Annotated in this window: 18 protein-coding genes, 4 pseudogenes and 1 other annotated feature; of the genes and pseudogenes, 18 read left to right on the top strand and 4 right to left on the bottom strand. The window is 58.6% G+C overall.

Annotated elements, in window-relative coordinates:
• Nucleotides 1-1,469: potassium transporter Kup (locus tag NKI15_RS31055; RefSeq protein ID WP_352888049.1), on the bottom strand; the 1,469-nt coding region annotated here is incomplete at its 3' end.
• A gap of 504 nt (nucleotides 1,470-1,973) precedes the next feature.
• Here NKI15_RS31055 and NKI15_RS31050 point away from each other — a divergent pair.
• Nucleotides 1,974-2,863 (top strand): annotated as a pseudogene (locus NKI15_RS31050) (IS3 family transposase); the annotation flags it as partial.
• Nucleotides 2,224-2,340, top strand: a sequence feature (AL1L pseudoknot). (Overlaps the previous pseudogene by 117 nt.)
• On the opposite strand, the pseudogene NKI15_RS31045 reads toward NKI15_RS31050, so the two are convergent.
• Nucleotides 2,842-4,271, bottom strand: a pseudogene (locus NKI15_RS31045) (IS30 family transposase). The pseudogenes NKI15_RS31050 and NKI15_RS31045 overlap by 22 nt on opposite strands.
• A gap of 30 nt (nucleotides 4,272-4,301) precedes the next feature.
• Between NKI15_RS31045 and NKI15_RS31040 the strand changes: the two are divergent.
• The 3 genes and pseudogenes from NKI15_RS31040 to virD4 form a co-directional block, all read left to right on the top strand.
• A pseudogene (locus NKI15_RS31040) lies at nucleotides 4,302-4,604 on the top strand (integrase core domain-containing protein); the annotation flags it as partial.
• Nucleotides 4,605-4,815: 211 nt separating this feature from the next.
• Nucleotides 4,816-5,682: a hypothetical protein gene (locus tag NKI15_RS31035; RefSeq protein ID WP_352888046.1), complete on the top strand. Its 867-nt coding sequence runs from the start codon at nucleotides 4,816-4,818 to the stop codon at nucleotides 5,680-5,682.
• 247 nt (nucleotides 5,683-5,929) lie between these two features.
• The gene (gene virD4, locus NKI15_RS31030; protein WP_352653413.1) at nucleotides 5,930-7,675 is read left to right on the top strand and encodes a type IV secretion system ATPase VirD4; all 1,746 of its coding nucleotides are present in this window, start codon (nucleotides 5,930-5,932) and stop codon (nucleotides 7,673-7,675) included.
• Nucleotides 7,676-8,362: 687 nt separating this feature from the next.
• On the opposite strand, the gene virG is transcribed toward virD4, so the two are convergent.
• The gene (gene virG / locus NKI15_RS31025) at nucleotides 8,363-9,088 is read right to left on the bottom strand and encodes a two-component system response regulator VirG (protein ID WP_023685159.1); all 726 of its coding nucleotides are present in this window, start codon (nucleotides 9,086-9,088) and stop codon (nucleotides 8,363-8,365) included.
• Between the two features lie 1,287 nt (nucleotides 9,089-10,375).
• Here virG and NKI15_RS31020 point away from each other — a divergent pair.
• The 14 genes and pseudogenes from NKI15_RS31020 to NKI15_RS32075 all read left to right on the top strand — a co-directional run bounded on the left by NKI15_RS31020 (nucleotide 10,376) and on the right by NKI15_RS32075 (nucleotide 22,403).
• Nucleotides 10,376-11,161: a type IV secretion system lytic transglycosylase VirB1 gene (locus NKI15_RS31020; protein ID WP_352749545.1), complete on the top strand. Its 786-nt coding sequence runs from the start codon at nucleotides 10,376-10,378 to the stop codon at nucleotides 11,159-11,161.
• A 74-nt stretch (nucleotides 11,162-11,235) separates the two neighbouring features.
• Nucleotides 11,236-11,541 (top strand): pilin major subunit VirB2, encoded by a 306-nt coding sequence (virB2, locus tag NKI15_RS31015; RefSeq protein ID WP_023673707.1) that lies wholly within the window; start codon nucleotides 11,236-11,238, stop codon nucleotides 11,539-11,541.
• Nucleotides 11,541-11,867 (top strand): type IV secretion system protein VirB3, encoded by a 327-nt coding sequence (locus tag NKI15_RS31010; protein ID WP_023679584.1) that lies wholly within the window; start codon nucleotides 11,541-11,543, stop codon nucleotides 11,865-11,867. The genes virB2 and NKI15_RS31010 overlap by 1 nt, the downstream gene beginning before the upstream one ends.
• Nucleotides 11,867-14,236 carry a type IV secretion/conjugal transfer ATPase VirB4 gene (virB4, locus tag NKI15_RS31005; RefSeq protein WP_352652366.1) on the top strand — a complete coding sequence of 790 codons (2,370 nt, stop codon included), beginning with the start codon at nucleotides 11,867-11,869 and terminating at the stop codon, nucleotides 14,234-14,236. The genes NKI15_RS31010 and virB4 overlap by 1 nt, the downstream gene beginning before the upstream one ends.
• Before the next feature lie 13 nt (nucleotides 14,237-14,249).
• Nucleotides 14,250-14,933, top strand: a complete 684-nt coding sequence (locus NKI15_RS31000; RefSeq protein ID WP_352652367.1) for a TrbJ/VirB5 family protein — start codon at nucleotides 14,250-14,252, stop codon at nucleotides 14,931-14,933.
• A 55-nt stretch (nucleotides 14,934-14,988) separates the two neighbouring features.
• Nucleotides 14,989-15,876, top strand: a complete 888-nt coding sequence (locus NKI15_RS30995) for a type IV secretion system protein (RefSeq protein WP_352652368.1) — start codon at nucleotides 14,989-14,991, stop codon at nucleotides 15,874-15,876.
• 27 nt (nucleotides 15,877-15,903) lie between these two features.
• Complete coding sequence (locus tag NKI15_RS30990; protein WP_081726271.1) at nucleotides 15,904-16,062, top strand: type IV secretion system lipoprotein VirB7; 159 nt, start codon at nucleotides 15,904-15,906, stop codon at nucleotides 16,060-16,062.
• Complete coding sequence (locus tag NKI15_RS30985) at nucleotides 16,059-16,772, top strand: type IV secretion system protein VirB8 (RefSeq protein ID WP_023785251.1); 714 nt, start codon at nucleotides 16,059-16,061, stop codon at nucleotides 16,770-16,772. Before NKI15_RS30990 ends, NKI15_RS30985 begins: the two co-directional genes overlap by 4 nt.
• Nucleotides 16,769-17,653, top strand: coding sequence for a TrbG/VirB9 family P-type conjugative transfer protein (locus NKI15_RS30980; protein WP_352515380.1), 885 nt, complete (start codon nucleotides 16,769-16,771; stop codon nucleotides 17,651-17,653). The genes NKI15_RS30985 and NKI15_RS30980 overlap by 4 nt, the downstream gene beginning before the upstream one ends.
• Nucleotides 17,646-18,785 carry a type IV secretion system protein VirB10 gene (virB10, locus tag NKI15_RS30975; RefSeq protein ID WP_352515379.1) on the top strand — a complete coding sequence of 380 codons (1,140 nt, stop codon included), beginning with the start codon at nucleotides 17,646-17,648 and terminating at the stop codon, nucleotides 18,783-18,785. The genes NKI15_RS30980 and virB10 overlap by 8 nt, the downstream gene beginning before the upstream one ends.
• Nucleotides 18,769-19,809: a P-type DNA transfer ATPase VirB11 gene (gene virB11, locus NKI15_RS30970; protein WP_352515378.1), complete on the top strand. Its 1,041-nt coding sequence runs from the start codon at nucleotides 18,769-18,771 to the stop codon at nucleotides 19,807-19,809. The genes virB10 and virB11 overlap by 17 nt, the downstream gene beginning before the upstream one ends.
• Nucleotides 19,810-20,526: 717 nt before the next feature.
• Nucleotides 20,527-21,213 (top strand): response regulator, encoded by a 687-nt coding sequence (locus tag NKI15_RS30965; RefSeq protein ID WP_023679590.1) that lies wholly within the window; start codon nucleotides 20,527-20,529, stop codon nucleotides 21,211-21,213.
• A gap of 177 nt (nucleotides 21,214-21,390) precedes the next feature.
• A pseudogene (locus tag NKI15_RS30960) lies at nucleotides 21,391-22,067 on the top strand (IS6 family transposase).
• Between the two features lie 171 nt (nucleotides 22,068-22,238).
• Nucleotides 22,239-22,403, top strand: coding sequence for a hypothetical protein (locus tag NKI15_RS32075; RefSeq protein WP_502896854.1), 165 nt, complete (start codon nucleotides 22,239-22,241; stop codon nucleotides 22,401-22,403).
• A gap of 591 nt (nucleotides 22,404-22,994) precedes the next feature.
• Here the strand turns inward: NKI15_RS32075 and NKI15_RS30945 are convergent.
• The coding region (locus NKI15_RS30945; protein ID WP_352888039.1) for a TCP-1/cpn60 chaperonin family protein at nucleotides 22,995-23,339 on the bottom strand (345 nt) is incomplete at its 5' end.

The raw sequence follows: 23,339 nt of genomic DNA, 5'->3' as shown, positions 1-23,339 counted from the left end.
ACCAGCTGCGGCTTCTTCTTCAGCAGATTGCCGGCGAGGAAATCGAGCGGGATTTCGTTGCGCCGGGTCTTGTCGAACAGATAGCGGCTGCCGCGCACCCAGGTCCACATCGCCAGAACGATGGTGAAGGCCACCGCAAGCGACGCCCAGCCGCCCTCGAACACCTTCACGATGTTGGAGGCGAAGAAGCCGATGTCGATGAAGCCGAACAGCGCCGTCATGGCGACCGCCACCCACAGCCGCCATTTCCAGATGCGGGTCATGACGACGAACAGCAGCACCGTCGTCACCAGCATGTTGCCGGTCACCGAGATGCCATAGGCCGAGGCGAGCTTGCTCGATTCGCCGAAACTGACGACCAGCAACATCACCGCCAACGCCAGCAACAGATTGACGCGCGGCATGTAGATCTGGCCCGACTGCCGTTCCGACGTGTGCAGGATTTCGAGGCGCGGCAGCATATTGAGCTGCACCGCCTGCCGGGTCAGCGAGAAGGCGCCGGAGATGACCGCCTGGCTAGCGATAACCGTCGCCGCGGTTGCCAATACCACCATCGGGATCAGCGTCCAGCCTTCGTTCATCTCGAAGAATGGATGGCCGACGACGCCGTTCTTGGCCAGCACGAAGGCGCCTTGCCCGGCATAATTGAGCAGCAGGCAGGGAAACACGATCGCCAGCCAGGCCAGCACGATCGGCTTGCGGCCGAAATGGCCGAGATCGGCATAAAGCGCTTCGGCGCCGGTGACGGCGAGGAAGATGGCGCCGATGGTCACGAAGGCGACATCGGGCGAATTGATCAGGAAGGCGACGATGTAGTGCGGGCTCACCGCCCACAGGATTTCTGGATCGGCGATGATGTGGTTGAGACCGGAAAGGCCAATTGCCAGGAACCATACGGCGGTCACCGGGCCGAACACCAATCCCACCCCGCCGGTGCCAAAGCGCTGCACCGCGAACACCATGGCCAGGATGACCAGTGTCAGCGGCACCACATAGGGCTGGAAGGTCGGGGTAACGACGTTCATACCCTCGACCGCCGACAGCACCGAAATCGCGGGCGTGATGACCGCGTCGCCGAAAAACAGCGAGGCGCCGACGATGCCGATGCCCAGGATCACCGCCGACCGCTTGGGGAAACTGCCGCGCGCTAGCGCCATCAGCGACAGCACGCCGCCCTCGCCGCCGTTATCGGCGCGCAGCACGAACATGATGTACTTGATGGTGACGATGATAGTCAGCGACCAGATGATCAGCGACAGCACGCCGAGGATATCGCCGCGCTCGGCGACATTGCCGCCCGACGACGCCACCAGCGCCTCACGGAACGCGTAGATCGGGCTGGTGCCAATATCGCCATAGACAACGCCGAGCGCGCCTAGCATCAGCACCTTGGTGCTGTGCTGTTCGATTTCGGGATGGCTCGATTGTTCGACGGGTTCTGCCTCGCTACCAGCATTGGTAAGGGCCATGGACGACACTCCGATAAGGGGCGGCCCTCTACCTTTGCTGCACTGCAATATCAAGTGCCGCGACGTAATGGCTCCGTATGCGGACCGCATTTGTTGCCGCAACCGGCGGATTGTCTCATACGAAACCACGATCCCGCTCCCGGGCCATTTCCTCGACGAGACACAGGCTCAAGGGGACCTGAAGGAGGGCCAGACCGGATGGGCGATGATCTGCGGCAGGAAACGATGGCGCTGCTTGTAGCTGACGGCATATCTTTCTACTTTGTGTGTCTGCCAGACGAGCGGGCGGGCACGGAAGTGGTCGCGCTCTGGCTGCCAGACATACTCGTCCAACCTGATGAAAACCTGACTTGTACACCCAGCCCAAACAGGTGCGAGGGGTCGGTCTATTACCAAAGGCTCTGAGGGCTGATTCTCTAGGGTTCCCGCCCAGATTGATCCGTGATCCTTGTTGTGTACCGCCGCGGGTTGATCGGAGGCTCCAACTCCTGAGAAGGTGAAACCATGACAAGCAAGGCGACCAACAAGTTCTCTCCCGAGGTCCGGACCCCCCGCGGTGCGGCTGGTTCTGGATCACGAACGCGAGCATACGTCGCGGTGGGCGGCGGTTTCATCGATCGCCGCCAAGATCGGCTGCAAGAAAGCCGAGCGTGACGGCGGCGTGCGCGCCGGAGTTCCCCGGATGCTGCGACGAAACTGAAGGCTCTGGAACGCGAGAGCCGCGAGCTTCGCAGGCCAACGAGAGCAAGGCTTCCGCGTATTTTGCCCAGGCGAAGCTCGACCGCCGGTTCAGGCCACGATCGCGTTCATCGACGATCACCGCAAGGCGCATGGGGTTGAGCCGATCTGCAAGGTGCTGCCGATCGCCCCGTCGACCTACCACGACCATGTCGCCAAGCGCGTCGACCCCTGCCGGCTGTCGGCTCGGGCAAGATGGGATACAGCCTCGAAGGATGAGGTCCGACGGTTTGAGGCGAACTTCCGCGTCTACGGCGTTCGCAAGGTCTGGCGGCGGTTGCGTCGCGAGGGCTTCGACGTCGCCCGCTGCACGGTTGCCCGCTTGATGAAGGCCATGGGCCTCGAAGGCATCGTCCGCCGATCCGCACTACGGTGAGCAACAAGGCCGCACCTTGCCCTCTCGACCACGTCAACCGCCAGTTCCACTGCTCCGCGCCGAACATGCTGCGGGTCTCCGACTCACCTGCGTCGCGACCTGGACGGGCTTCGTCTATGTCGCCTTTGTCATCGACACCTATGCCCGTCGGATCGTCGGCTGGCGGGTGAGCCGGACGGCGCATGCAGCCTTCGTTCTCGATGCCCTGGAACAGGCTCTCCATGATCGGCGGCCCGTGCAGGGAGGCGGGCTCATCCATCACAGCGATAGAGGCAGCCAAGGCGGATTCAACCGGATCGTCGCAACACCGGCATCATACTGTCCCCCAAGGAGTTGGTCGAGGAGTTCGGCAGGTGTTTTCCAGCCGAGCGTTTTGCGCGGTCTTGTGTTGCTAGCATGGGCGACTGCGTCCAGTTCCCGGGCTGTGTGCCGACTGAGATCCGTGCCCTTTGGAAAGTACTGTCTCAGCAAGCCGTTTGGTGTTTTCGTTGGAGTCTCGCTGCCACGGGCTTGGGGATCGCAGAAGAAAATCTCGAGCCCGGTGTCGATGCGCAGGTCGGCTGCTGCGCCATTTCCGCTCCATGGTCCCAAGTCAGCGACTGACGCAGTTGCTCGGGAAGTTTGCCCATGGATCGGGCTATGGCTCTGCGGACTGCTTCAGCGCCGTGGCCGGCAAGTGGTGGACCGTTCTTGATGCGCATGCTCTGCTGATAGCCATGCATGCGCGGCAGGTGAAGCACGCATTGTGAAGCGTGAACTTCGTTCCACGAGCGTACCGATCGCCTAGCTTCCGAGGCCAAGGATGAGGTCGCCTTCCCAATGTCCGGGGACAGCCCGATCGGCAATTTCGGCCGGACGGTCGCTTATTATAAGGGCGTCTCCAACGAAGGACTTGTTGCGAACTCGGGCCCGTTCGCGCGGTACGCGCAACGCTCGGCCTGAACGCAGACATGCGGTAAGTCCTCGGCGCAATGCTCCGCGTCTTGAATGTACAAGGACTGATAGATCGTCTCTTGGCTGATCCGCATGGTTTGATCCTCTGGGTAATCGATCTGAAGCCGATTTAGCGATCTGCTCGGGGCTCCAGGCTGCCGACCACCTCCGGCTCTGTCGTTTTTTCCATACCCACCTTGGGGCCCTCGAATGAGGCGCCATTGGGATTAGTGACTTTGCCGGCCAAGCGCTCCTCAACATATTCACGCAGAGCCGGATTGACCGCCAGCTTGCCAGGAGGCCGGCGGGACTCACGATCGGCGTGCCATTGGGCGGCACTGGCCGGTAATCCAGATTGCCGCTGCGCGTCGCGGCATTGCGCCTGACCTCCCGCGAGATTGTGCTCGGCGGCCGACCTAGCTTACGAGCAATGGCCCGGATGCGGATTCCCTTGGCAAGCTCAAGCGCAATATCCTCGCGCTCCCGAAAGAAAGATATCGCCCCGAAGGCGGCTTCGCCCACGGCGCCAAATGCGTTGGCGGCATCCCTCCTGCACTCCGAAACCAGCGCGGACCAAGAGGCGTTGATGTACCGGCATCCAGTGCGGCCTCCTCGCTCGAATGTCCCAAGGCAATAGCTTGCCAGAACCGGAAGCGATTCTCACGCTGCCAGGCAGGCGGACGCCCGGGCGAATCCAGCTTCTTTCGAGTGCACCGATCTAAGCGCGTTGGTGAACCGTCATTGCAACCTCCAATCCCTTGGTGTTGCGACGACCGGTTGAATCCGCCCAACACGTCAGCATTCAATACACCGAGCGCTTGGCGGAGGCCGGCGTCGAACCCGCAGTGGGCAGTGTCGGCGACTCTTTCGATAATGCTCTCGCCGAAACGATCAACGGTCTTTACAAGGCCGAGGTGATCCATCGACGCGGACCCTGGCGCTCATTCGAGGCCGTCGAGTTCGCCACGCTCGAATGGGTCGACTGCTTCAACAATCGCTGGCTGCTGGAGCCCATCGGCAACATCCCGCCGGCCGAAGCCGAGGAACGCTACTACGCCATGTTGGATGAACCAGCCATAGCCGCGTGACTCAAACGAAACGGCCTCCGGAATGCCCAGGGCAGTTCACATCGCATTTGATGCCAGCTTCATCGTATTTTCTTCGGCTTGGACGGGCACTTGGCAGACCCACAGAGCTGGGAACCCTTTGCCATACTACAACTGTAACATCATATCGGTTTAGCAGGTCAAGCTTCGGTGGTAACCTCATTTGGTAGAATAACTACTTTGGAGGCGAGCAATGGATCGCGATAACAAACGGGCACGTGCAGCTGCAAGATCATCTCAAGGCGTGGGGAGCAGTAGCCTCCGTGACGTTCCAGAGGGGCCATTGAGCGATGTTGCAGAACGGCTGGTAACCGCTAACCCGCGCGATACAGCGCGAAATCTTGGGGGCTTCAAAGGCCTCGGGACGCACGAGCGAACAGCCGTTCGGGGCACTCAACCCGGGCCAGAAACCGACCTCGCGAGATTTGAAAGGCGGACCAATCGGCTTGGACGATCAGCCATCAATCTGGCCGCGACATTAACAGCCGAATTGGGGTACAGCACGGATGACATAGCATTGCAGAAAGTCGGAGCGGCCAGTAATCTAGGCGATTACCTAACGCCAGGGCTGCAAGATGCTATTGTTAATCGCATTGGCAACATGGATCCGCCGTCGCAAGCTCTCGGAGCTTATTACGTTGCGCCACACTTCAGTAAGTTTACTGACGAAAATAAATCTCGCATTCTTGATCAGGCCATTGGATTGGCTTCTTCTGATCCGGATGGCAATGTCAGAAACATGGCATCCAATGCTATTCTCAACATGTATCCCCAGTTAGACGCAAATCAACAGGCCCAAGCTCACTCAGTTTTTCCCGGCATGCAAGACATCTTGCCGCACATGCCGCCACCGCAGCATGCAGCAGAGGAACGGAGTGCGAATCTGGACGGCCACATAGCAGGTATTGAGGCTGCAGTCCGTGATACAGTAGGCCCGCAAACCTCCTATGAACAGCTGCAGCGGGGTGCTCAAATCGGGCGGTCCATAAACCACGCCTTCAATCACGCCCGAGAGGACCTAATGGAGGCCACCAGAAGCAGAGATCGCTCCGGCCGTTGAGGTCTCGGCCATGGTACAGTGACGCTTTCTCTCCCGAAATCCGTTTACGGCCTTGCCGTTTCCAATTCGCTGGCCGTTGACGTACCTGCTTAGTGTAACTTTCAAAAACCACGTCTGCCGGGTGATGCGCTGCAAGCATCGCACCACCCACTGCGGCATCGATCTGTCGAGCGGCGACATCGCGCGACGCCGGTTCGGTCTCTGAAGCACGCGCAGCATTAGCTACGGCTAATCCGGCAATGGAACAATGCTTTCAACAAAAACGACGCCCCCCAACATAGCCATTAGCATCGCGTGCTCACTCGCCGTGGGCTTCTGTGCGGCAAGTCTTTACGCAACCTTCCGCCACGGCGGCAGCGGCGAGGCTCTGATGGCGTTTGATGTCCGTGCCTTTTGGTTTGAGACGCCCTTGTATTTGGGTTTCGCAACCCCCGTTTTCTATCGGGGCGCGGCTATCGTGCTCTCGACGTCCGCGGTCGTCTTGCTGATTCAGCAGATCGTATTGCGCCGCAAGCTCGAACACCACGGGACGGCTCGTTGGGCTCGAGTGGATGAAATGCGACGCACGGGATATCTGCGACGATACCGTGGCGTGACAGGGCCGGTGTTTGGGAAGACAAGTGGCCCTTTCTGGCCTGGCTACTACCTGACCAATGGCGAGCAGCCTCACAGCCTCATCGTTGCACCGACCCGCGCTGGCAAGGGCGTCGGCATAGTCATTCCAACGCTACTTACATTCAAAGGCTCGGTGATAGCTCTGGACGTCAAGGGGGAGCTCTTTGAGCTCACCTCGAGGGCGCGCAAAGCCGCAGGTGACGACGTGTTTAAATTCGCGCCGCTGGATTCGGAGCGGCGCACAAACTGCTACAATCCGCTGTTGGATCTTATAGCGTTGCCTCCACAGCAGCAATTCACCGAAGCCCGCCGCTTGGCCGCAAACCTGATTACGGCCAAGGGGGAGGGCGCGGAAGGTTTCATCAGCGGCGCGCGAGATATCTTTGTCGCGGGAATCCTTGCCTGCATCGAGCGGGGCACGCCAACAATCGGCGCCGTCTATGACCTCTTCGCCCAGCCGGGGGAGAAGTTTAAGCTCTTCGCGCGACTCGCCATGGAGACCCAGAACAAAGAGGCACAACGCATCTTCGACGACATGGCGGGGAACGATACGAAAATCCTAACCTCCTACACTTCCGTGCTCGGCGATGGCGGGCTCAACCTGTGGGCGGATCCCGCTGTAAAGGCGGCCACAAGTCGCTCGGACTTTTCGGTCTATGATCTTCGCCGTCGCAGAACGTGCATCTATCTTTGCGTTGGTCCGAACGACCTTGAGGTGATCGCGCCTTTGATACGCTTGTTTTTTCAGCAAATCGTTTCAATTCTGCAGCGGTCGCTGGCCCGTCGGGATGAAAAGCACGAGGTTCTCTTCCTGCTCGACGAGTTCAAGCACTTGGGTAAGCTGGAGGCGATCGAGACCGCAATCACGACTATCGCGGGCTACAAGGGGCGTTTCATGCTCATCATCCAAAGCCTTTCGGCACTGACGGGGGCTTATGGAGAGGCTGGCAAGCAGAATTTTCTCAGCAATACCGGACTGCAAGTGTTCATGGCCACGGCTGATGACGAGACTCCGAACTACATTTCCAAGGCCATCGGTGAATACACGTTTGAAGCCAAATCGATTTCCCACAGCCAGGCGCGAACGTTCGACTGGACCATTCAGAATTCACATCAAGGTGCACCGCTGTTGCGTCCCGAACAGGTTCGGCTGCTCGATGACGACTACGAGATTGTTCTTATCAAAGGTCTGCCACCATTAAAATTGAGGAAGGTGCGTTATTTCTCGGATCGCATTCTGAAACGCATCTTTGAAAGCCAGACAGGCGCCCTCCCGGAGCCGGCGCCCTTGACGGGAGCAGAGGAGGCGCTCTCCGTAGAATCTCAACTCGATGACCCGCAGTGTGAATTGGCGCAGGACTTTGCCGATACAGTTTGATGAGGCTGGTGTGGACCCCGCGAAAAAATCCATCCCGTGTAACAGCTTTGTCGCAGGTGCAGGACGCCGGCTTGGAAGAGGGGCAAGCGGGCCAGGCCCGGCGAGTGGGCTTTGAGCAGCACGTGTCCGAGGCCCCCCGGCCGCTGTTCGATGGTCGAGCTGACGAGCCGCCAACCAATCCAGAGGAGCTTCTGCGACTGGAACAGGGGGTCTCGCGAGGTGCTTCAGCGAGGGCAGGATCATCAAGCCGCCTCATCTTTTTTCAGCAACCCAGGATGCCCGATGGACGGGATGACCTCAACAGAAGCGTGTCGGAGGCTTTCGCAAGCTCTGGGACGCCGGAGTTCGGGCCGCCGCCCCCAGTCCTGGCTGCCAGCCAACAGCAGATCCGCCCTTCGCCGGATGAGCTTGACCATGCAACCACCTGCCACCCGAGTGAGTCGTCCCAACAATGAACATCCCACAGCGCTGTTGTGGCCAGCGGAGACGCAGAGGGCCCTGAATGCGCCGCAAGCCGTCGCCATTCAGCAGCAGCTGAGCGAAATCGGCAATTCAGGCGGCCGCGTGCATATGCAGAGAGGGGCTGATGCGATCTCCGGACCGGTAGCTCTCGCCGTAATTGATCAGGCTGGTACTGTTGGAAGGCTTGATCAGCCTCGTCACCCCAGTCTCCAGCATAGCTCACTGTCACGCGGCCAACGTGCCTCCGTAGCTAACATCTACGTCAGCGTTGAAGAAGTACCCTGCGCCACGGGATGTTTTGACCAGGCGAGGGTTGGCCGCATCAGCCTCCAGCTTTCGGCGCAAGCGCATGATTAGGACATCGATACTTCGATCGTACACCTCTTCTCCACGCACACGGCTCGCGAGCAAAAGCCGTTCTCTGGATAGCACGTTGCGGGGGTTCTCCAGAAATGCGATCAAGAGATTGAACTCACATGCGGTAAGCTTGACCTCGCCACGCTCCGCACAGATCAGTCGCCGCTGCTTCACGCTGAGCTTCCAGGCCCCAAAGCGAAATGAGCGCTGCTCTCTGGTTCGCGGACTAGAAATGCGCTGGCGTAGCGCTACTCGAATGCGGGCCAAGAATTCGCGCATCCCGAAAGGCTTGGGAATGAAATCGGTTGCGCCGAGCTCCAGTGCAACCACTTTTTCCGCCTCATCAAGCCGGTCGCCGCTGATCACTATGATAGGAACATCCGATTTTGTCGCCAGATTGCGGACGATCGCAAGTCCATCCTCCCGGCCTAGGTTAAGGTCGACAACCACGAGATCGACTGGCTCACGTGAAAGAACATAGTCAAACTGCTTGCTATCGTGGACTGCGGTTACCTTCAGGGCATGCATCGTGAGATACTCGGCGATGAGGCGCCGCATTGCGGCATCATCGTCAATGACAAGAACATGTTTCAACGGCACACCTTCAATCTTGAATCCCCTTGTCTAAACCTGTTGCCGAGCAACCCTGGGGCACCGACCCAGAACAGCTGCTCCTTGATACCACTCGCCGTTGCGTGCGGCCAATGTGAGGCCGTGCTCGTCCTGTTCTTTTCATCCCCAGCGAATTGACCGCACCAAGGCAGCCCGTGGCCACCAGACAGGTCCAAGCGCCGACATGACCCTGCCGTGTGGTCCTTCGCTTTTTCGATTCGAGCTCCCCCGTTGGTGCAGGCCTGCCAATATCGACTCAAGTTCGACCTCATGGATGCCAAGTTTCCTGCTATGCCCTTGCATCCTGGTCATCCTGGAGTTTGCGGACCTGGATCATCTCGATATCCTCCGGCTCGTGGATCCAGCTCGGACATGGTTGAGCAGCGCGGCGTTTGGCTTGATCGGAGAGGCGGTCGGCGGAAGAAGACCGTGATTCGCTGCAGCGGCCTTGTGCAAAATAGTGTGTCTCCTGCCAAGCCGGTTTCGTCCAAGGTGGCCGGCGGCCTCAAATGCTGTTCGGCGACCGGCAGGTCGCCGGTTGCGGTGAACGTCCGGGCTAACATTTCTCAGTTACTGCAACTCCTCCATCCTGAGCGTGTCACTATGCTTGTCCATTGCGCCGTCGGACTCCGTCAATGACGTGCCGTTATCTGCCGATGGGACTGTGCATGATCCACCCTTTGGCGGCGGCGGCCGAACAGCTGAACGAGGCTCGCACCAGGATGGGCTGCGCCGCCACGTCTTCCCAGTTGACCCTCGCCCCCCGCGGATTTGCGCCTTCGAGCCAGCTTCGCGGACGAGCTCGCGTCTCAAGCAATGATCTGAGTGTGCAGGGCCGCGCATGGCTGCTCTTTAAGCACCGGCAGCATACCGGCAAAGTTGGGCTGCTTTATCGCCTTCGTCGATTCCCCACGGTGATCCCGAGCCTGAACAAACCCGCCAAGCTCCCCATTTTGTCCTTGGCTTGGCGCTGACAGAAGTACCATCCATGACGCCGAAGTCGCGACCCACAGTCTAGGAGCAACGGACGGCCGGGACGAGCAATCCTGTACAGGAGTCATTGTACCAAGATGCTCCGGATGTCGCTGGCTGATCGGGCCCGCGCCACCCACGCATGCGCAAGATGCTCACCCAACTGATACGAACACGGTCTTTGCTTCAGTTGAAACCGAAAAGCTGAACTTGAACATCACACAGTAACAAACCTCCCCGATAAGCGCGTGCCGGACAGGGCCAGAACCCCTCCGGCGGCTTGGAAAGGTAGGTGATATGTTTATTGCAGCTTGGCCGCTGGCCATCGTCCTGTTGACATCCATGTCACTCCCAGCCGAGCCCGCGCCACTTTCTCCGCGTGAGTTCCACAGCCTGTCGCGCAAATGCGCTCCCTGGGTTGCGCCGTCCACCCTCGCCGCGATTGCCAAGATTGAAAGTGGCTTTGACACGCTGGTGGCTCATGACAACACCACAGGTGAGCAGCTTCGCTGGATAGACCACCTGGCAGCCACGCGGGGCATCAAGGAACGCCTCGAAGCACAACATTCTGTCGATGTTGGATTGATGCAGATAAACAGCAAGAACTTTGCCATGCTCAATCTTACGCCGGAAAGGGCTTTCGAGCCCTGCGCCTCGCTTTCGGCTGCCGCCCACTTGCTTGAAAGCCGGTATGCCGGCGGCACCACTGCTGTGGCACAGCAACTGGCGCTTCGCCGTGCCATCTCGGCCTATAACACGGGCGACGTCACGCGTGGCTTCGCCAACGGTTATGTACGCAAGGTCGAGTCGGCCGCAAAGGACATCTCAAGTCTCCTTGAGCGAACGCTGGAGCCGACTGCTCGAGATGTGCCGCACCTTGAGGCACCCGGTCGGAAAGCCGTGCCGCCTCTGCTCCAGCAGAGCCAACAGGCCAATAGAAAGAAGCAGCCCAACAAAGATTCTTGGGACATTTGGGGCTCGTATCAGCCAGACCGCTCCGGGGCCGATCCCTCCGGTCCGACAGGCAGCCAGGCTGCGAAAGCACGGGAACCCGCGAACCCGAACAAACTCGTATTCGATTGAAACATGGAGATGCAATGATGACGCCACTCAAGATACTTCGTGCGCTTAAAACGCGTGTTCCTTCGCCTTTTTCCATGCTGCGCATGGCGGCTGAATATGTACCGGCCGCTGCTGCAGGCGCGGCGTGGACGGTCTTCTACAGCGGGCCAGCCGCGGCTCAGGTGACCGGAGGGACGGATCCTGCCAAGATGGTCCAGAATATCTGCACGTTCATCCTTGGCCCCTTTGGACAATCACTGGCCGTGCTCGGGCTCGTAGCCATCGGTATCTCTTGGATGTTCGGTCGTGCTTCACTTGGCCTGGTTGCGGGTGTCGTTGGAGGGATCGTCATCATGTTCGGGGCCAGCTTCCTGGGCAAGGCGCTCATAGGCGGTGGCTGATGAGCGACCGGTTGGAAGTGAGCACCCTCTATGTGGCGGCGACGCGCCCCGCACTGTTTCTGGGGGTGCCGCTGACGCTGGCCGGATTGCTCATGATGTTGGCTGGGCTTGTTATCATTATCCTTCAGAACCCGCTCTACGAAATCGTTCTCGCGCCACTCTGGTTCGGAGCACGGCTGGTTGTTGAGCGTGACTATAACGCGGCAAGCGTCGTGCTGCTCTATTTGCAGACGGCCGGCAGAAGCGTGGACGGGCCGGTCTGGGGAGGCGCGAGCGTCAGCGCCAATCCGATCAGAGTGCCGAAACGCGGAAGAGGAATGGTGTAATGTTCGGCGCCAGCGGCCGGACCGAGAGGTCTGGCGAGATCTACCTTCCGTATGTTGGTCACGTAAGCGATAAGGTTGTCCTTCTGGAAGACGGATCGATCATGGCCATGGCACATGTGAACGGTGTGCCCTTTGATTTGGAAGACGCTGAGATGCGCAACTCGCGCTGCCGCGCGTTCAACACTCTCTTGCGCAACATCGCCGATGACAATGTCTCGATATACGCTCATCTTGTGAGACACAACGATGTGCCGGCGCCGGCGCCGCGCCAGTTTCAAAGTGCATTCGCTGGCAGTCTGAGCGAGGCCTACGAGCGTCGTGTGCTGTCGGGAAAGCTCTTTCGCAACGATCACTTCCTCACTTTGATCGTGTCCCCCCGCACCGCAATCGGCAAGATCGGCTTGCGGATTGCCAAGTCCCGCAGACGGAATGAGCACGATCTAGCCACCCAAATACGGAGCCTGGAAGACCTCTGGCACATCATTGCTGGCGCACTCGGCGGTTACGGTCTGCGCCGGTTGGGCATTCGTGAGAAAGGCAACGTGCTCTTCACGGAAATCGGCGAGGCGCTTCGGCTCATGATGACTTGCCGGTTTCTTCCGGTTCCGATGGTTACCGGCTCACTTGGCGCCTCGATCTACACTGACCAGGTCATCTGCGGGAAGCGGGCGCTTGAGATTCGAAGGCCCGGGGATAGCTCCGTCGGATCGTTGTTTTCGTTCCGTGAATATCCGGCGACGACGCGGCCGGGCATGCTAAATTCCTTGCTGTCCGCCAACTTCCCGCTTGTCCTGAGCCAGAGCTTTTCCTTCCTCACTCGCCCACAAGCTCATGCCAAACTAAGCCTTAAGTCCAGCCAGATGATGAGTGCCGGCGACAAGGCTCTCACCCAGATCAATGAACTTGCCGAGGCAGAGGACGCACTGGCAAGCAACGAATTCGTGATGGGTTCGCATCATCTGAGCCTGTGCGTCTATGCCGACAGCCTCAATAGCCTTGCAGATCGCGCAGCAAGTGCCCGCGCACGGCTGGCCGACGCGGGCGCCGTTATCGTCCAAGAGGGCATCGGCATGGAGGCCGCATATTGGTCCCAACTTCCGGGGAACAACAGGTGGCGCACGCGCCCGGGGGCGATCACCTCACACAATTTTGCCGGGCTCGTCTCATTTGAGAACTTCCCAAGCGGTTCCAGTTCCGGCCACTGGGGCAATGCTGTTGCGCGCTTTCGCACAAACGGTGGAACTTCTTTCGACTACATCCCCCATGAGAATGACGTCGGCATGACGGCAATATTCGGGCCCGTTGGCAAAGGCAAGACGACGCTGATGACCTTTGTCCTCGCGATGCTTGAGCAAAGCTTGGTCGATCGCAATGGTGCGATCGTCTTCTTCGACAAGGATCGGGGTGGTGAACTGCTGGTGCGAGCCACGGGAGGGACATATCTTGCGTTGCGCAGAGGCGCTCCGAGCGGCTTGGCCCCTCTGCGTGGACTGGACAACACCTCCGCCTCTCGGGACTTTCTGCGCGAGTGGTTGATGGCCCTGATCGAGAGTGACGGCCGTGGTCCGATCTCGCCGGAGGAAAGCCGTCGGCTGGAACGCGGCATTGTTCGTCAGCTTTCGTTCGAACCCCCTATGCGCTCACTTGCGGGCCTGCGCGAGTTCCTATTGCACAGCCCCTCCGAGGGCGCAGGAGCACGGCTGCAGCGGTGGTGTAGAGGGGGGGCGCTTGGATGGGCCTTTGACGGCGACGTGGACGAAGTAAGGCTGGATGCCTCCATTACGGGCTTCGACATGACGCAGCTCCTGGAATATGAGGAGGTCTGTGCACCGGCCGCCGCATACCTTCTGCATCGAGTGGGCGCTATCGTCGATGGTCGTCGGTTCGTCATGAGCTGCGACGAATTTCGATTCTATCTACTCAACCCCCAATTCTCGGCCACTATCGACAAGTTCTTGCTCACGGTCCGCAAAAACAACGGCATGTTGATACTCGCAACGCAGCAGCCTGAACACGTTCTGGAATCGCCTCTCGGAGCTAGTCTCGTTGCGCAATGTATGACGAAAATTTTCTACCCATCACCGACGGCGGACCGCTCTGCGTATGTCGATGGCTTGAAGTGCACTGCGCAGGAGTTCGAGGCAATCCGCCAGGGAATGGCAATCGGCAGCCGCAAGTTTTTGCTCAAGCGCGATAGCGGGAGTATTGTTTGCGAATTCGATCTTGGGCAGATGCGCGAGTACGTAGCCGTACTCTCGGGGCGGGCCAACACAGTGCGCTTTGCCGACCAGCTTCGTAACCAGCACGGAGACGCCCCAAGTGGGTGGCTCGACAAGTTCATGGCCCGGTACCATGAAGTTCAAGACTGACGGAGGAATATTCATGAAACTTGCCAAACTTGCAGTAACGACCCTTGCTGCTTCCCTTCTGCTTCACGGACAGGCCCGGTCGCAATTTATCGTCACCGACCCTGGAACAGAAATACAAACGACCTTAACAGCGATTTCCAATGCGGCGATCCTTGAGAGGTCAATCGAGACGCTCGCTACCACGATCGAAATGGTGACAATGCTAACGTCGTCATTCGCTGTCACGGGACTGCTAAGCTCACTGAACCAAGGAAATCACTACCCGTCGAGCAATAAGCTGGAGGGGCAGATGTTTGATGCTCGGGCGCCAGCTTCGATTATGGCCCGTAACATTGCGCAGGACCCGAATCGGATAGTCAACGGCACCGATTCAGAAGCGAAACTGTTACAGGGACAAATCGCTGGGGCCGCCAATGCCGCAGCTATTGCAGCCGACACTTTGGGCATAATGGACAAGCGCCTTAAGGATAACGCCGGCACGCTTGGTCAGCTTTCCCGCTCGGGAAATATTATGCAGGCCACCGTGACCAACGGTCTGGTCCTCAAGCAGATTCACGATGCGATGATCCAAAATGTCCAGGCCACGAGTCTGCTGACGATGGCCACTGCACAAGGGAGCCTTCACGCCGCTGAGGAGGCCGCCACGCAGCGTCGCGAACATCGGGACACCGCTCGCATTTTTGACCCCCTCCCGTGAACGCTGAGTTCATCAGGCTCAGCTGCGCTGATCAGGGACACATCAGGCTCACGCCATGAATTTCAAAATTCCCGCGCCATTCACGACTATACACGCGATCTTTCATGGGGCCTTCACGTTGGGGCTGCACAAAGTGCTTGGAAAGATCCAAGCGGCGGTCAGTGCGCCTCTGGTGGCGTGTGTCACGCTTTGGATAATAATCCAAGGCTTTCTGGTCATGCGTGGTCAAGTCGATGCGCGCGGGGCTATCTCGCGCGTAATCATGGTGTCGATTGTCGTCGCCCTTATCTTAGGGCAGGCCAACTATCAGTTGTACATTGAAGCGCTCTTCGACGACACGATTCCGAGGTTGGCTCACGACATCAGTGGCAGCGACTTGCCCTTCACCGGAATCCCCCAGAAGCTCGATCTCATGTTTGCTTCAAGCCAGTATGTCTTTCAGCTGATTGCTTCCGAAATTGGGCCTATGAACGGCCAGGACATACTTGCTTTCGAGGGAGCGCAATGGATTTTCTATGGCGCGCTGTGGACAGCGTTCGAGATCTACGATGCCGTTGGAATTCTGACGAAGGTGCTCTTGACGATCGGCCCCCTGGTCCTTGTAGGCTACCTTTTTGATCACACTCGAGACATAGCCACCAGATGGATCGGCCAACTGCTCTCGTACGGGCTGCTGCTTCTCCTCCTCAACATCGTGGCAACGATAGTAATCGCTGCCGAAGCAGTCTCGCTGGCAGCCATGCTTTTGATGATCAAATTCTCGGGCACGACAGCAGCCAAGATCATCGGGCTTTACGAGCTCGACATGCTTTTCCTAGCTGGTGACGCTCTGATCGTCGCGCTTCCGACGATCGCCAGCAGCATCGCCGGCGGCTCTTGGGGAGGTGCGAACCGACCTCTTAACAGCCTCAATCGCCACTTTGCCAAAACGGCGGGTGGTTAATCAATCGACAAGCTCGGTGCCAAAAACATGAAATATTGCCTACTTCTGTCAATCCTCGCTTTGGCCGCCTGCAAGACAAGCCATGGGCTTGCGACGTGCGCGGGTGCCCCATTCCAACTGAACGTGGGACAATGGGAAACCACCCCTGAGGATCTTCGGGTCGAATGCGCGGAAGAGCCAAAGTGAAATTTCCTGAACATGCCCTTCTGGTGGAGAGAGAAACGCTAGCCGCCCACTATAAGAAGGTGGAAGCGTTTCAAACTTCACGAGCGAAGTCTGCGCGGCGCCTGTCAAAGGCCCTGATAGCCTTTGCCGCAGCGGCGGTCCTAGGAAATGTTGCCCAGGCATTTACCATCGCTGCCATGGTCCCGTTGGCCAAGCTCGTACCTGTGTTCCTCTGGGTCCGGCCGGATGGGACCGTCGACAGCGAAGTGTCAGTCTCTCGACTGCCGGCAACCCAAGACCGAGCCGTCATAAATGCTTCGCTGTGGGAATATGTACGCCTGCGCGAGGGGTACACAGCAGATACAGCCCAATACGCCTATGACCTCGTATCCAGTTTCAGCGCGCCGGCTGTGCGACAGCAATATCAAGATTTCTTCAACTATCCGAATCCCACCTCGCCGCAAGTCACGGTCGGCAAGCGCGGCAAGCTCGAGGTCGGGCATATTTCCTCAAACGACATCAGTCCGGACGTTCAACAGATCCGTTACAAACGTACGCTTGTTGTCGATGGGCAGATGCCGATAGTGACCACCTGGACAGCTACCATCCGCTACGAGCGCTTGACGGGTCTGCCTGGGCAATCGAGGCTCACCAATCCGGGAGGTCTACTCGTCACTTCCTATCAAGGCTCGGAAGATAGCGTATCGAACCTGGGCTATGTGCAGCCATGACAAAAAGAGCGTTTCTCGCGCTGGTCTGTTCACTCTTCTTAACGATGGAAGCGTCCGCGGAAGACACACCACTTGCCGGCAAGCATGATGCGCGCATGCGCTACCTGGCTTACCGTCCCGACGAAGTGGTGCGCCTGTCTACCGCAGTGGGGGCAACGCTGGTTGTCACATTCGCGGCCAACGAGACAGTCGCAGCCGTGGCCGTTTCCAATAGCAAAGACCTGGCTGCGCTCCCGCGCGCCAACTATCTCTTTTTTAAGGCTAGCCGGATGCTCCCGCCGCAGCCGGTCATCGTGCTGGCCGAGAGTGAGTCCGGTACACGGAGATACGTCTTCAGTATTTCAACGAGAGCGATGCCAAAACTCGATGAGCAGCAACCTGACCTATACTACAGCGTGCAGTTCACCTATCCTGCTGATGAGGCTGCTGCTCAGAGAAAGGACGCAGAAAGGCGCTCGATTCTTGGTCAGGCCCGGGCGAAAGTGCTGCACGACGAGAGAGTTCAGGATTTGTTGAATCGGCCCGCCGCAACTACCAGTCCGGACGAAAGCAATTTTCACTACGTCGCAAAGGGCGATCGATCGCTGTCGCCGCTGGAAGTTTTCGATAATGGCTTTACCACCGTATTTGGCTTCGCAAGCAATTCCCGCATACCCTCCCTCTACATTATCAATCCCGACGGCAAGGAAGCCGCTGCCAATTACACGGTCAAAGGGGACTATGTTGAAGTATCCGCAGTCGCCCGGGAATGGCGTCTGAGAGATGGCAATACGGTCTTGTCCATTTTCAACAGGGCTTATGACCCTGTGGGACGAGCGCCAGGGACCGGTACAGTGACACCCGACGTGTGGCGCGTTTTGAAAGGCTCGGCCGATGAATGAAACCGGCCCACAGTCGGGACATGATGTCCATGCCTCCGGATCGATGGTCTCGGAGCCGGCCCGCCGGCATGTTTCGGGACTGCAGAAGTTGGCCGTCGCTGCACTTGTTCTCATCTCATCTCTATCGCTCATCTGGCTCGGCGGTCGTCCCAGCACACAAGACGAGCCAACTCAGCCAAAACCTCCAATTGTCGCCGACGCCGAGCCATTCCGCCCCGTGCCGATTGAGATTGCTCCCGAAGCTCCAGCACCCGTACAGGCGGCGCAGGCAGGAGATCCTGCGCCATCTACGCCGCCTCCGGCGCCAGCTGATCCGCCGCCGGAGGAAACACCAATTTTCGCCTACAGTGGCAGCAGTCAAATGCCCAACGACGGTCAGCGGAGCGAAGACAACCATAGGGATGCTCCCGCAACCTCGGATGAGATTTCAGACGCTGGCGATCTGTCGGGGCGATTGAAGCCAGATATACAGGAGGCGAGCCGGGCTACACTTTTGCCGCACCCTGATCTCGTGATTACTCAAGGAACGATAATTCCCTGCATTTTGCAAACGGCAGTCGACACAAACTTACCGGGTTATGTGAAGTGCGTCTTACCTAAAGACGTCCGCGGCGCCACCAACAACGTGGTGCTTTTGGATCGCGGGACGACCGTGATTGGCGAGATCCAGCGTGGTCTCCAACAGGGGGATGCGCGTGTCTTCGTGCTGTGGACGCGCATCGAAACGCCTGACCATGCCCTCGTTTCGCTAGCATCGCCGGGCGCTGACGAGCTCGGCCGCTCCGGAATGCCTGGCACGGTGGATAATCACTTCTGGCAGCGCTTTGGCGGAGCAATGCTCATGAGCGTCATTCAAGGCGCGTTTCAGGCCGCCGGTCAAAACGCTGGCAGCTCAGGTGGAGGAAGCGGCATCAACAGCTTCCAGAGCAACGCCGGACAAGCCGTTGACACGACCCTTAGAGCAACGATCAACGTTCCGCCAACTCTAAAGAAAAACCAGGGAGATGCTGTATCCATCTTTGTGGCTCGGGACCTCGATTTCTCGGATGTATACGATCTTAGAGCGACCGCCGTGGCGCCAGCCCCCCAACATCGCGAACGCCGGAGAGACAACAATGCGACCGGAGGCTGACCCTCAATTGCGTTTGCTTCTCAACCCTGTTTTGAAATGGCTTGAGGAGCCAAGGACCGAAGAGGTCGCTATCAACCGGCCTGGGGAAGCCTTTGTCCGACAGGCCGGCGTTTTCACGAAACATCCGCTACCGCTATCTTATGACGATCTGGAGGACATCGCGATCCTCGCTGGAGCGCTGCGCAAGCAAGATGTCGGACCGCAAAGCCCCCTCTGTGCGACTGAGCTGCCGAACGGAGAGCGGCTGCAGATCTGTTTGCCGCCCGCTGTTCCCTCAGGAACAATAAGCCTGACGATACGGCGTCCCTCAAGTCGTGTGACCGAACTCAAGGAAGTTTCCTCTCGCTACGAATACTCGCGTTGGAATCAATGGCGGTCACGAAAGGAGCGTCAAGAGCGGCAGGACGAAACGATTCTTCAGCACTACGACAATGGTGACTTGGAGCAATTTTTGCGAGCGTGCGTTTGCGGGCGGCTCACGATGCTGCTTTGCGGACCTACTGGAAGCGGCAAAACGACAATGAGCAAGACTTTGATCAACGCTATACCCCCGCAAGAGAGACTGATAAGTATCGAGGACACGCTCGAACTTGCAATCCCGCACGAGAACCATGTCCGGTTACTCTATCCGAAGGACCGAGCAGGCGTAGGTGCGGTGACAGCCGAGCAACTGTTGCAAGCCAGCTTGCGCATGCGCCCTGATCGAATATTGCTTGGCGAGATGCGCGATGATGCTGCTTGGGCCTACCTTAGCGAAGTCGTCTCCGGCCATGCGGGATCAATATCAACGATTCATGGGGCGGATCCGGTCCAAGGCTTTAAAAAGCTCTTTTCACTCGTCAAGAGCAGCCCGCAAGGAGCTGCTGTGGAAGACCACACGCTTCTTGACCTGCTGTCGGCTGCCATTGACGTCATTGTGCCGTTCCGTACCCAAGGCGACGTGTATGAGGTGGGGGAGGTGTGGCTCGCCGCCGATGTCCGGCGACGCGGAGAGACAGTAGCCGACCTTCTTAACAAGCACTAAGGCTAGAGCACGTCGGGGATCGGTAAGTCGTTTGTGATACGATGGCGTAATTTGTTCAGATTGAACGTCCACTTTGATTTGAGGGAGGTGGATAATGGGAGGAGGACTGGGCGTAGACCTTCGGTCACAAGTCTGAAGTCTTCGGGCGCCCTGTCGGCGCGGCAAGTCGCGGCACGATTCGACTGGGTGTATCGAGCGCGTCCGCTGAATTGCGCGGGCGACGCTCACCGAGCTGGTGCCGATGCCTGCTTCAAAAGCGGCATCGACACCCGGCAGGTCGTACCCTTGATTTACGTAGCCGCGCTCAATGAAGGTCTTCAAAGCCGCCGAACGTGGTTCGGAATGACCGGTGGTAATCGGGAAGTGCCATATAGGGAATCCTCCTGGTATTGCCTCCAGGGGGTCCTCTCAATGAACAAAGCCGCAACCTGCCCTTGCGACCTCAGCTGGAGTTTGCGACGCAACCCATAGGAGGATCGATGCGCAGAGAAATCGCAGGCAGAGTCGGTGGCATTGTGGGCTGGCCGACCGACGGTTTCAGCCCGTCAACAGGTCTTCACGTGTTCCATCCCCGACTATTGCAGGCGTGCGGCTTGCATGCTCCCGCGATCACCCATCGGAAAGAGCGTTACGAACACTACGAAGAGTTGCGCGACTTCCGCTGTCGCCCCGGTCTTACAGCGGACGGTGACCTGTCCGACCTTGATAGGACGTGAAATGCGAACGCTGCTCATTGATCATCATGTGGATCTTACGCGCGCTGTGCGAGTTGCGCTCGGGGATAGCGGTTTTGCCGTTGATGTAGTTGGCAACCTGGAACAGGCGTCGAGGGCATTTTGTTGCGCAACCTATGAAATTCTCCTGCTGGAGTTGGCTCTGCCAGATGGCGATGGCTTGGGCTGGCTGAGACAGCTAAGGAGCAACGGGCATTCAGTTCCAACCCTCATTATGAGTAGCATCAACGATCTCGAGAAGCGGATTGCAATTTTCAACGGTGGCGCGGACGACTTTCTGCTCAAGCCCGTCTCTTTCGATGAGCTCATCGCCAGAATGAGAGCCATTCTGCGCCGGTCGACACAGGTGACCGACCCCATCGTTGTATTTGGCAATCTCAATTTCGATCCGATCGGCCGACAGGTTTCCGTCTCGGGTCATCCTCTGAAGATCGCACGCCGCGAACTATGTATTTTAGAGCATCTGCTTATCCGTGCAGGCCGCATCGTGCCTCGTGCGCAGTTGGAAGATCACCTCTATTCGTTCAACGACGAGGTATCTGCCAACGCGCTTGAAGTCGGAATCTATCGCTTACGTGGACACCTGAGTAGGTCAGGTGCAACGCCACGTATCACGACCATGCGCGGCATTGGTTACATTCTTGAATTGACTGAGGCGGCATCCGCATAGTTGGTCTAAATTGAAAGAACAGACTGCCTGCCCGTCGTCAGGTTGAGCTTGTGGCCATAATGGACACCGCGGCCGCCCTTGACGATGGTGTCGGCATGCGGTTCGAACGGCTCTGTCGCAAACCTTTTTGTAAGCGAGCATGGCAAGAAAAACGCCTCAGCTGTGGAGGAGCACGTGATGTTCAAGGGCCGCCATTTCGACCAGTCGGTGAACCTGCTGTGCGTGCGCTGGTACCTGGCCTACACTCTGAGCCTGCGCGATCTGGAAGAGATGATGGCCTAACGCGTTGGAGGTCGACCACTCCACTGTGCATCGCTGGGTCGCCCACTTCTCGCCGCAGCTGCTGGAGCGCTTCAACCGGCGCAAGCGTGTGGTCGGCAGCAAGTGGCATTGGACGAGACGTACATCAAGGTCCGCGGCGGTATCTCTACCGCGCTATCGACATCCTCGGCGATACGGTCGAGTTCTTCTTTAGCGAAAACCGTAACCAGGTGGCGGCCCAACGCTTCCTCCGCAAGGCGCTGACGCGCCATGGCCGGCCGGAGCGCATCGTCATCGACGGCAGCCAGACCAATTACGAAGCAATCCTTTCCTGCGACGCTGAAAGCCGGCTGCGGCAGCGATCGCGGCGACCGCTGAAGCCGATCCGCTCCACAATAGCCGGCATCTAAACAATCGGATCGAACAGGATCACCGGCGTATCAAGCCGCATTCGATCCATGCTCGGGTTCAAGTCGCATGCGAACGACGTGGTTATCCTCTCCAGCATCAAGATGATCCACATGATGGGCAAGCGACAGGCGAGGTATGCCTACAAGTCTGTCGATCGCTGTTGCGATATCCTCGCTGGCTGACGGACAGGCCAAAATGGCCGTTCACAACCCCATTTCAGGTTTGCGACAGAGCCTTTTGTCGGCGTTGCCGGCTTCGAGGGGCCGGTGCGCGCCGAGCGGATCAAGATCACCCCCGGCCACCTTGGTGCGGCCACTCGCCGAGTACGAAGCGGCGGCCGGAGGGAGCTGGTGATGACGACCCTAGATCATGACCTGCTGATCGCAATCCTGGATCGGCTGAAGTTGACGGCGATCCGCGACCAGCTCGACACGCTCATGTCGAGCAAGATCGCGCAGTTCCCGTTTGTCCGCGACGCTGCTGGAGCCCGGTTGCAAGGGCTGCCACAGATGGCCTGAACCTGAATCCGCCTTTCTTGAGGCGTTGCGACTATCATCGCGGCGACACGCAGCTCTTGATTTGTGTGCGAAATCCTCAGCAGATCCATCGGGCTGAGCCGCTCAGCAATATCAACGAGAATGTCCAGCGGCAGATCAAGGATACTCAGAGGAGGAAACGCTCTTGAGGCTCAGAGCGCGTCTGCTCCACTATAGATCAGGATGATTCACCGGGTCCTTCAACGCCAGCCGCCAGGTTCCGATGAGAGAATTGTCCCTGATATCACGCTCGATGGAGTTAAATGCCGAGATGGGCGCCTTGCCACGCTCCTCAATACCCCTCATGATTCACCGCCTATAGCTACCAACTGAATGAATCATCGTGATTGTCGCGCAGCGGAATCCTCAAGGATCGGGCAGTTCGTAGGGGGCGCCGGTTTGACCAGGTTGAGCCCGCGAATTGCTCGATCGGACAAGATCCTAATTCTCGACCATGCGGTGAGGCTCGAACGAGATCCTCGGGACGCACTCCAAGGTTTCGATCATATTCGGCACACAAGGAAAGGGCGGCATTGCTGCCGCCCTGTCCGCTGTAAGTTGATAGGGGCTGGATTAAAAATCCATACCGCCCATCCCGCCCATGCCGCCGCCGCCCATGCCGCCAGGCATGCCGCCGCCAGCCGACTCCTTCTTGGGAGCCTCCGCGATCATGGCTTCGGTGGTGACGAGCAGGCCGGCGACCGAGGCCGCGTCCTGGAGAGCGGTGCGAACGACCTTGACCGGGTCGACGATGCCCATGGCGATCATGTCGCCATACTCGCCGGTCTGGGCGTTGTAGCCGTAGGTCGCACCCTTGTTGTCAAGGATCTTGCCGGCAACGATCGAAGCTTCAGCACCTGCGTTCGAAGCGATCTGACGGGCCGGAGCCTGCAGTGCACGACGAACGATGTTGATGCC

It is taken from the genome of Mesorhizobium sp. M0862 (assembly GCF_040319795.1).
In the GTDB taxonomy this organism is placed as follows: Bacteria; Pseudomonadota; Alphaproteobacteria; order Rhizobiales; family Rhizobiaceae; genus Mesorhizobium.
Note: the sequence above shows the minus strand (reverse complement) of the source record. Positions and strands in the feature narration are given on the sequence as shown.

Coding starts and splice junctions, on each gene's coding strand:
- NKI15_RS31035 (WP_352888046.1), top strand. CDS start 4,816: ATGGATCGCGATAACAAACGGGCACGTGCAGCTGCAAGATCATCTCAA.
- virD4 (WP_352653413.1), top strand. CDS start 5,930: ATGCTTTCAACAAAAACGACGCCCCCCAACATAGCCATTAGCATCGCG.
- NKI15_RS31020 (WP_352749545.1), top strand. CDS start 10,376: ATGTTTATTGCAGCTTGGCCGCTGGCCATCGTCCTGTTGACATCCATG.
- virB2 (WP_023673707.1), top strand. CDS start 11,236: ATGCTGCGCATGGCGGCTGAATATGTACCGGCCGCTGCTGCAGGCGCG.
- NKI15_RS31010 (WP_023679584.1), top strand. CDS start 11,541: ATGAGCGACCGGTTGGAAGTGAGCACCCTCTATGTGGCGGCGACGCGC.
- virB4 (WP_352652366.1), top strand. CDS start 11,867: ATGTTCGGCGCCAGCGGCCGGACCGAGAGGTCTGGCGAGATCTACCTT.
- NKI15_RS31000 (WP_352652367.1), top strand. CDS start 14,250: ATGAAACTTGCCAAACTTGCAGTAACGACCCTTGCTGCTTCCCTTCTG.
- NKI15_RS30995 (WP_352652368.1), top strand. CDS start 14,989: ATGAATTTCAAAATTCCCGCGCCATTCACGACTATACACGCGATCTTT.
- NKI15_RS30990 (WP_081726271.1), top strand. CDS start 15,904: ATGAAATATTGCCTACTTCTGTCAATCCTCGCTTTGGCCGCCTGCAAG.
- NKI15_RS30980 (WP_352515380.1), top strand. CDS start 16,769: ATGACAAAAAGAGCGTTTCTCGCGCTGGTCTGTTCACTCTTCTTAACG.
- virB10 (WP_352515379.1), top strand. CDS start 17,646: ATGAATGAAACCGGCCCACAGTCGGGACATGATGTCCATGCCTCCGGA.
- virB11 (WP_352515378.1), top strand. CDS start 18,769: ATGCGACCGGAGGCTGACCCTCAATTGCGTTTGCTTCTCAACCCTGTT.
- NKI15_RS30965 (WP_023679590.1), top strand. CDS start 20,527: ATGCGAACGCTGCTCATTGATCATCATGTGGATCTTACGCGCGCTGTG.
- NKI15_RS32075 (WP_502896854.1), top strand. CDS start 22,239: ATGACGACCCTAGATCATGACCTGCTGATCGCAATCCTGGATCGGCTG.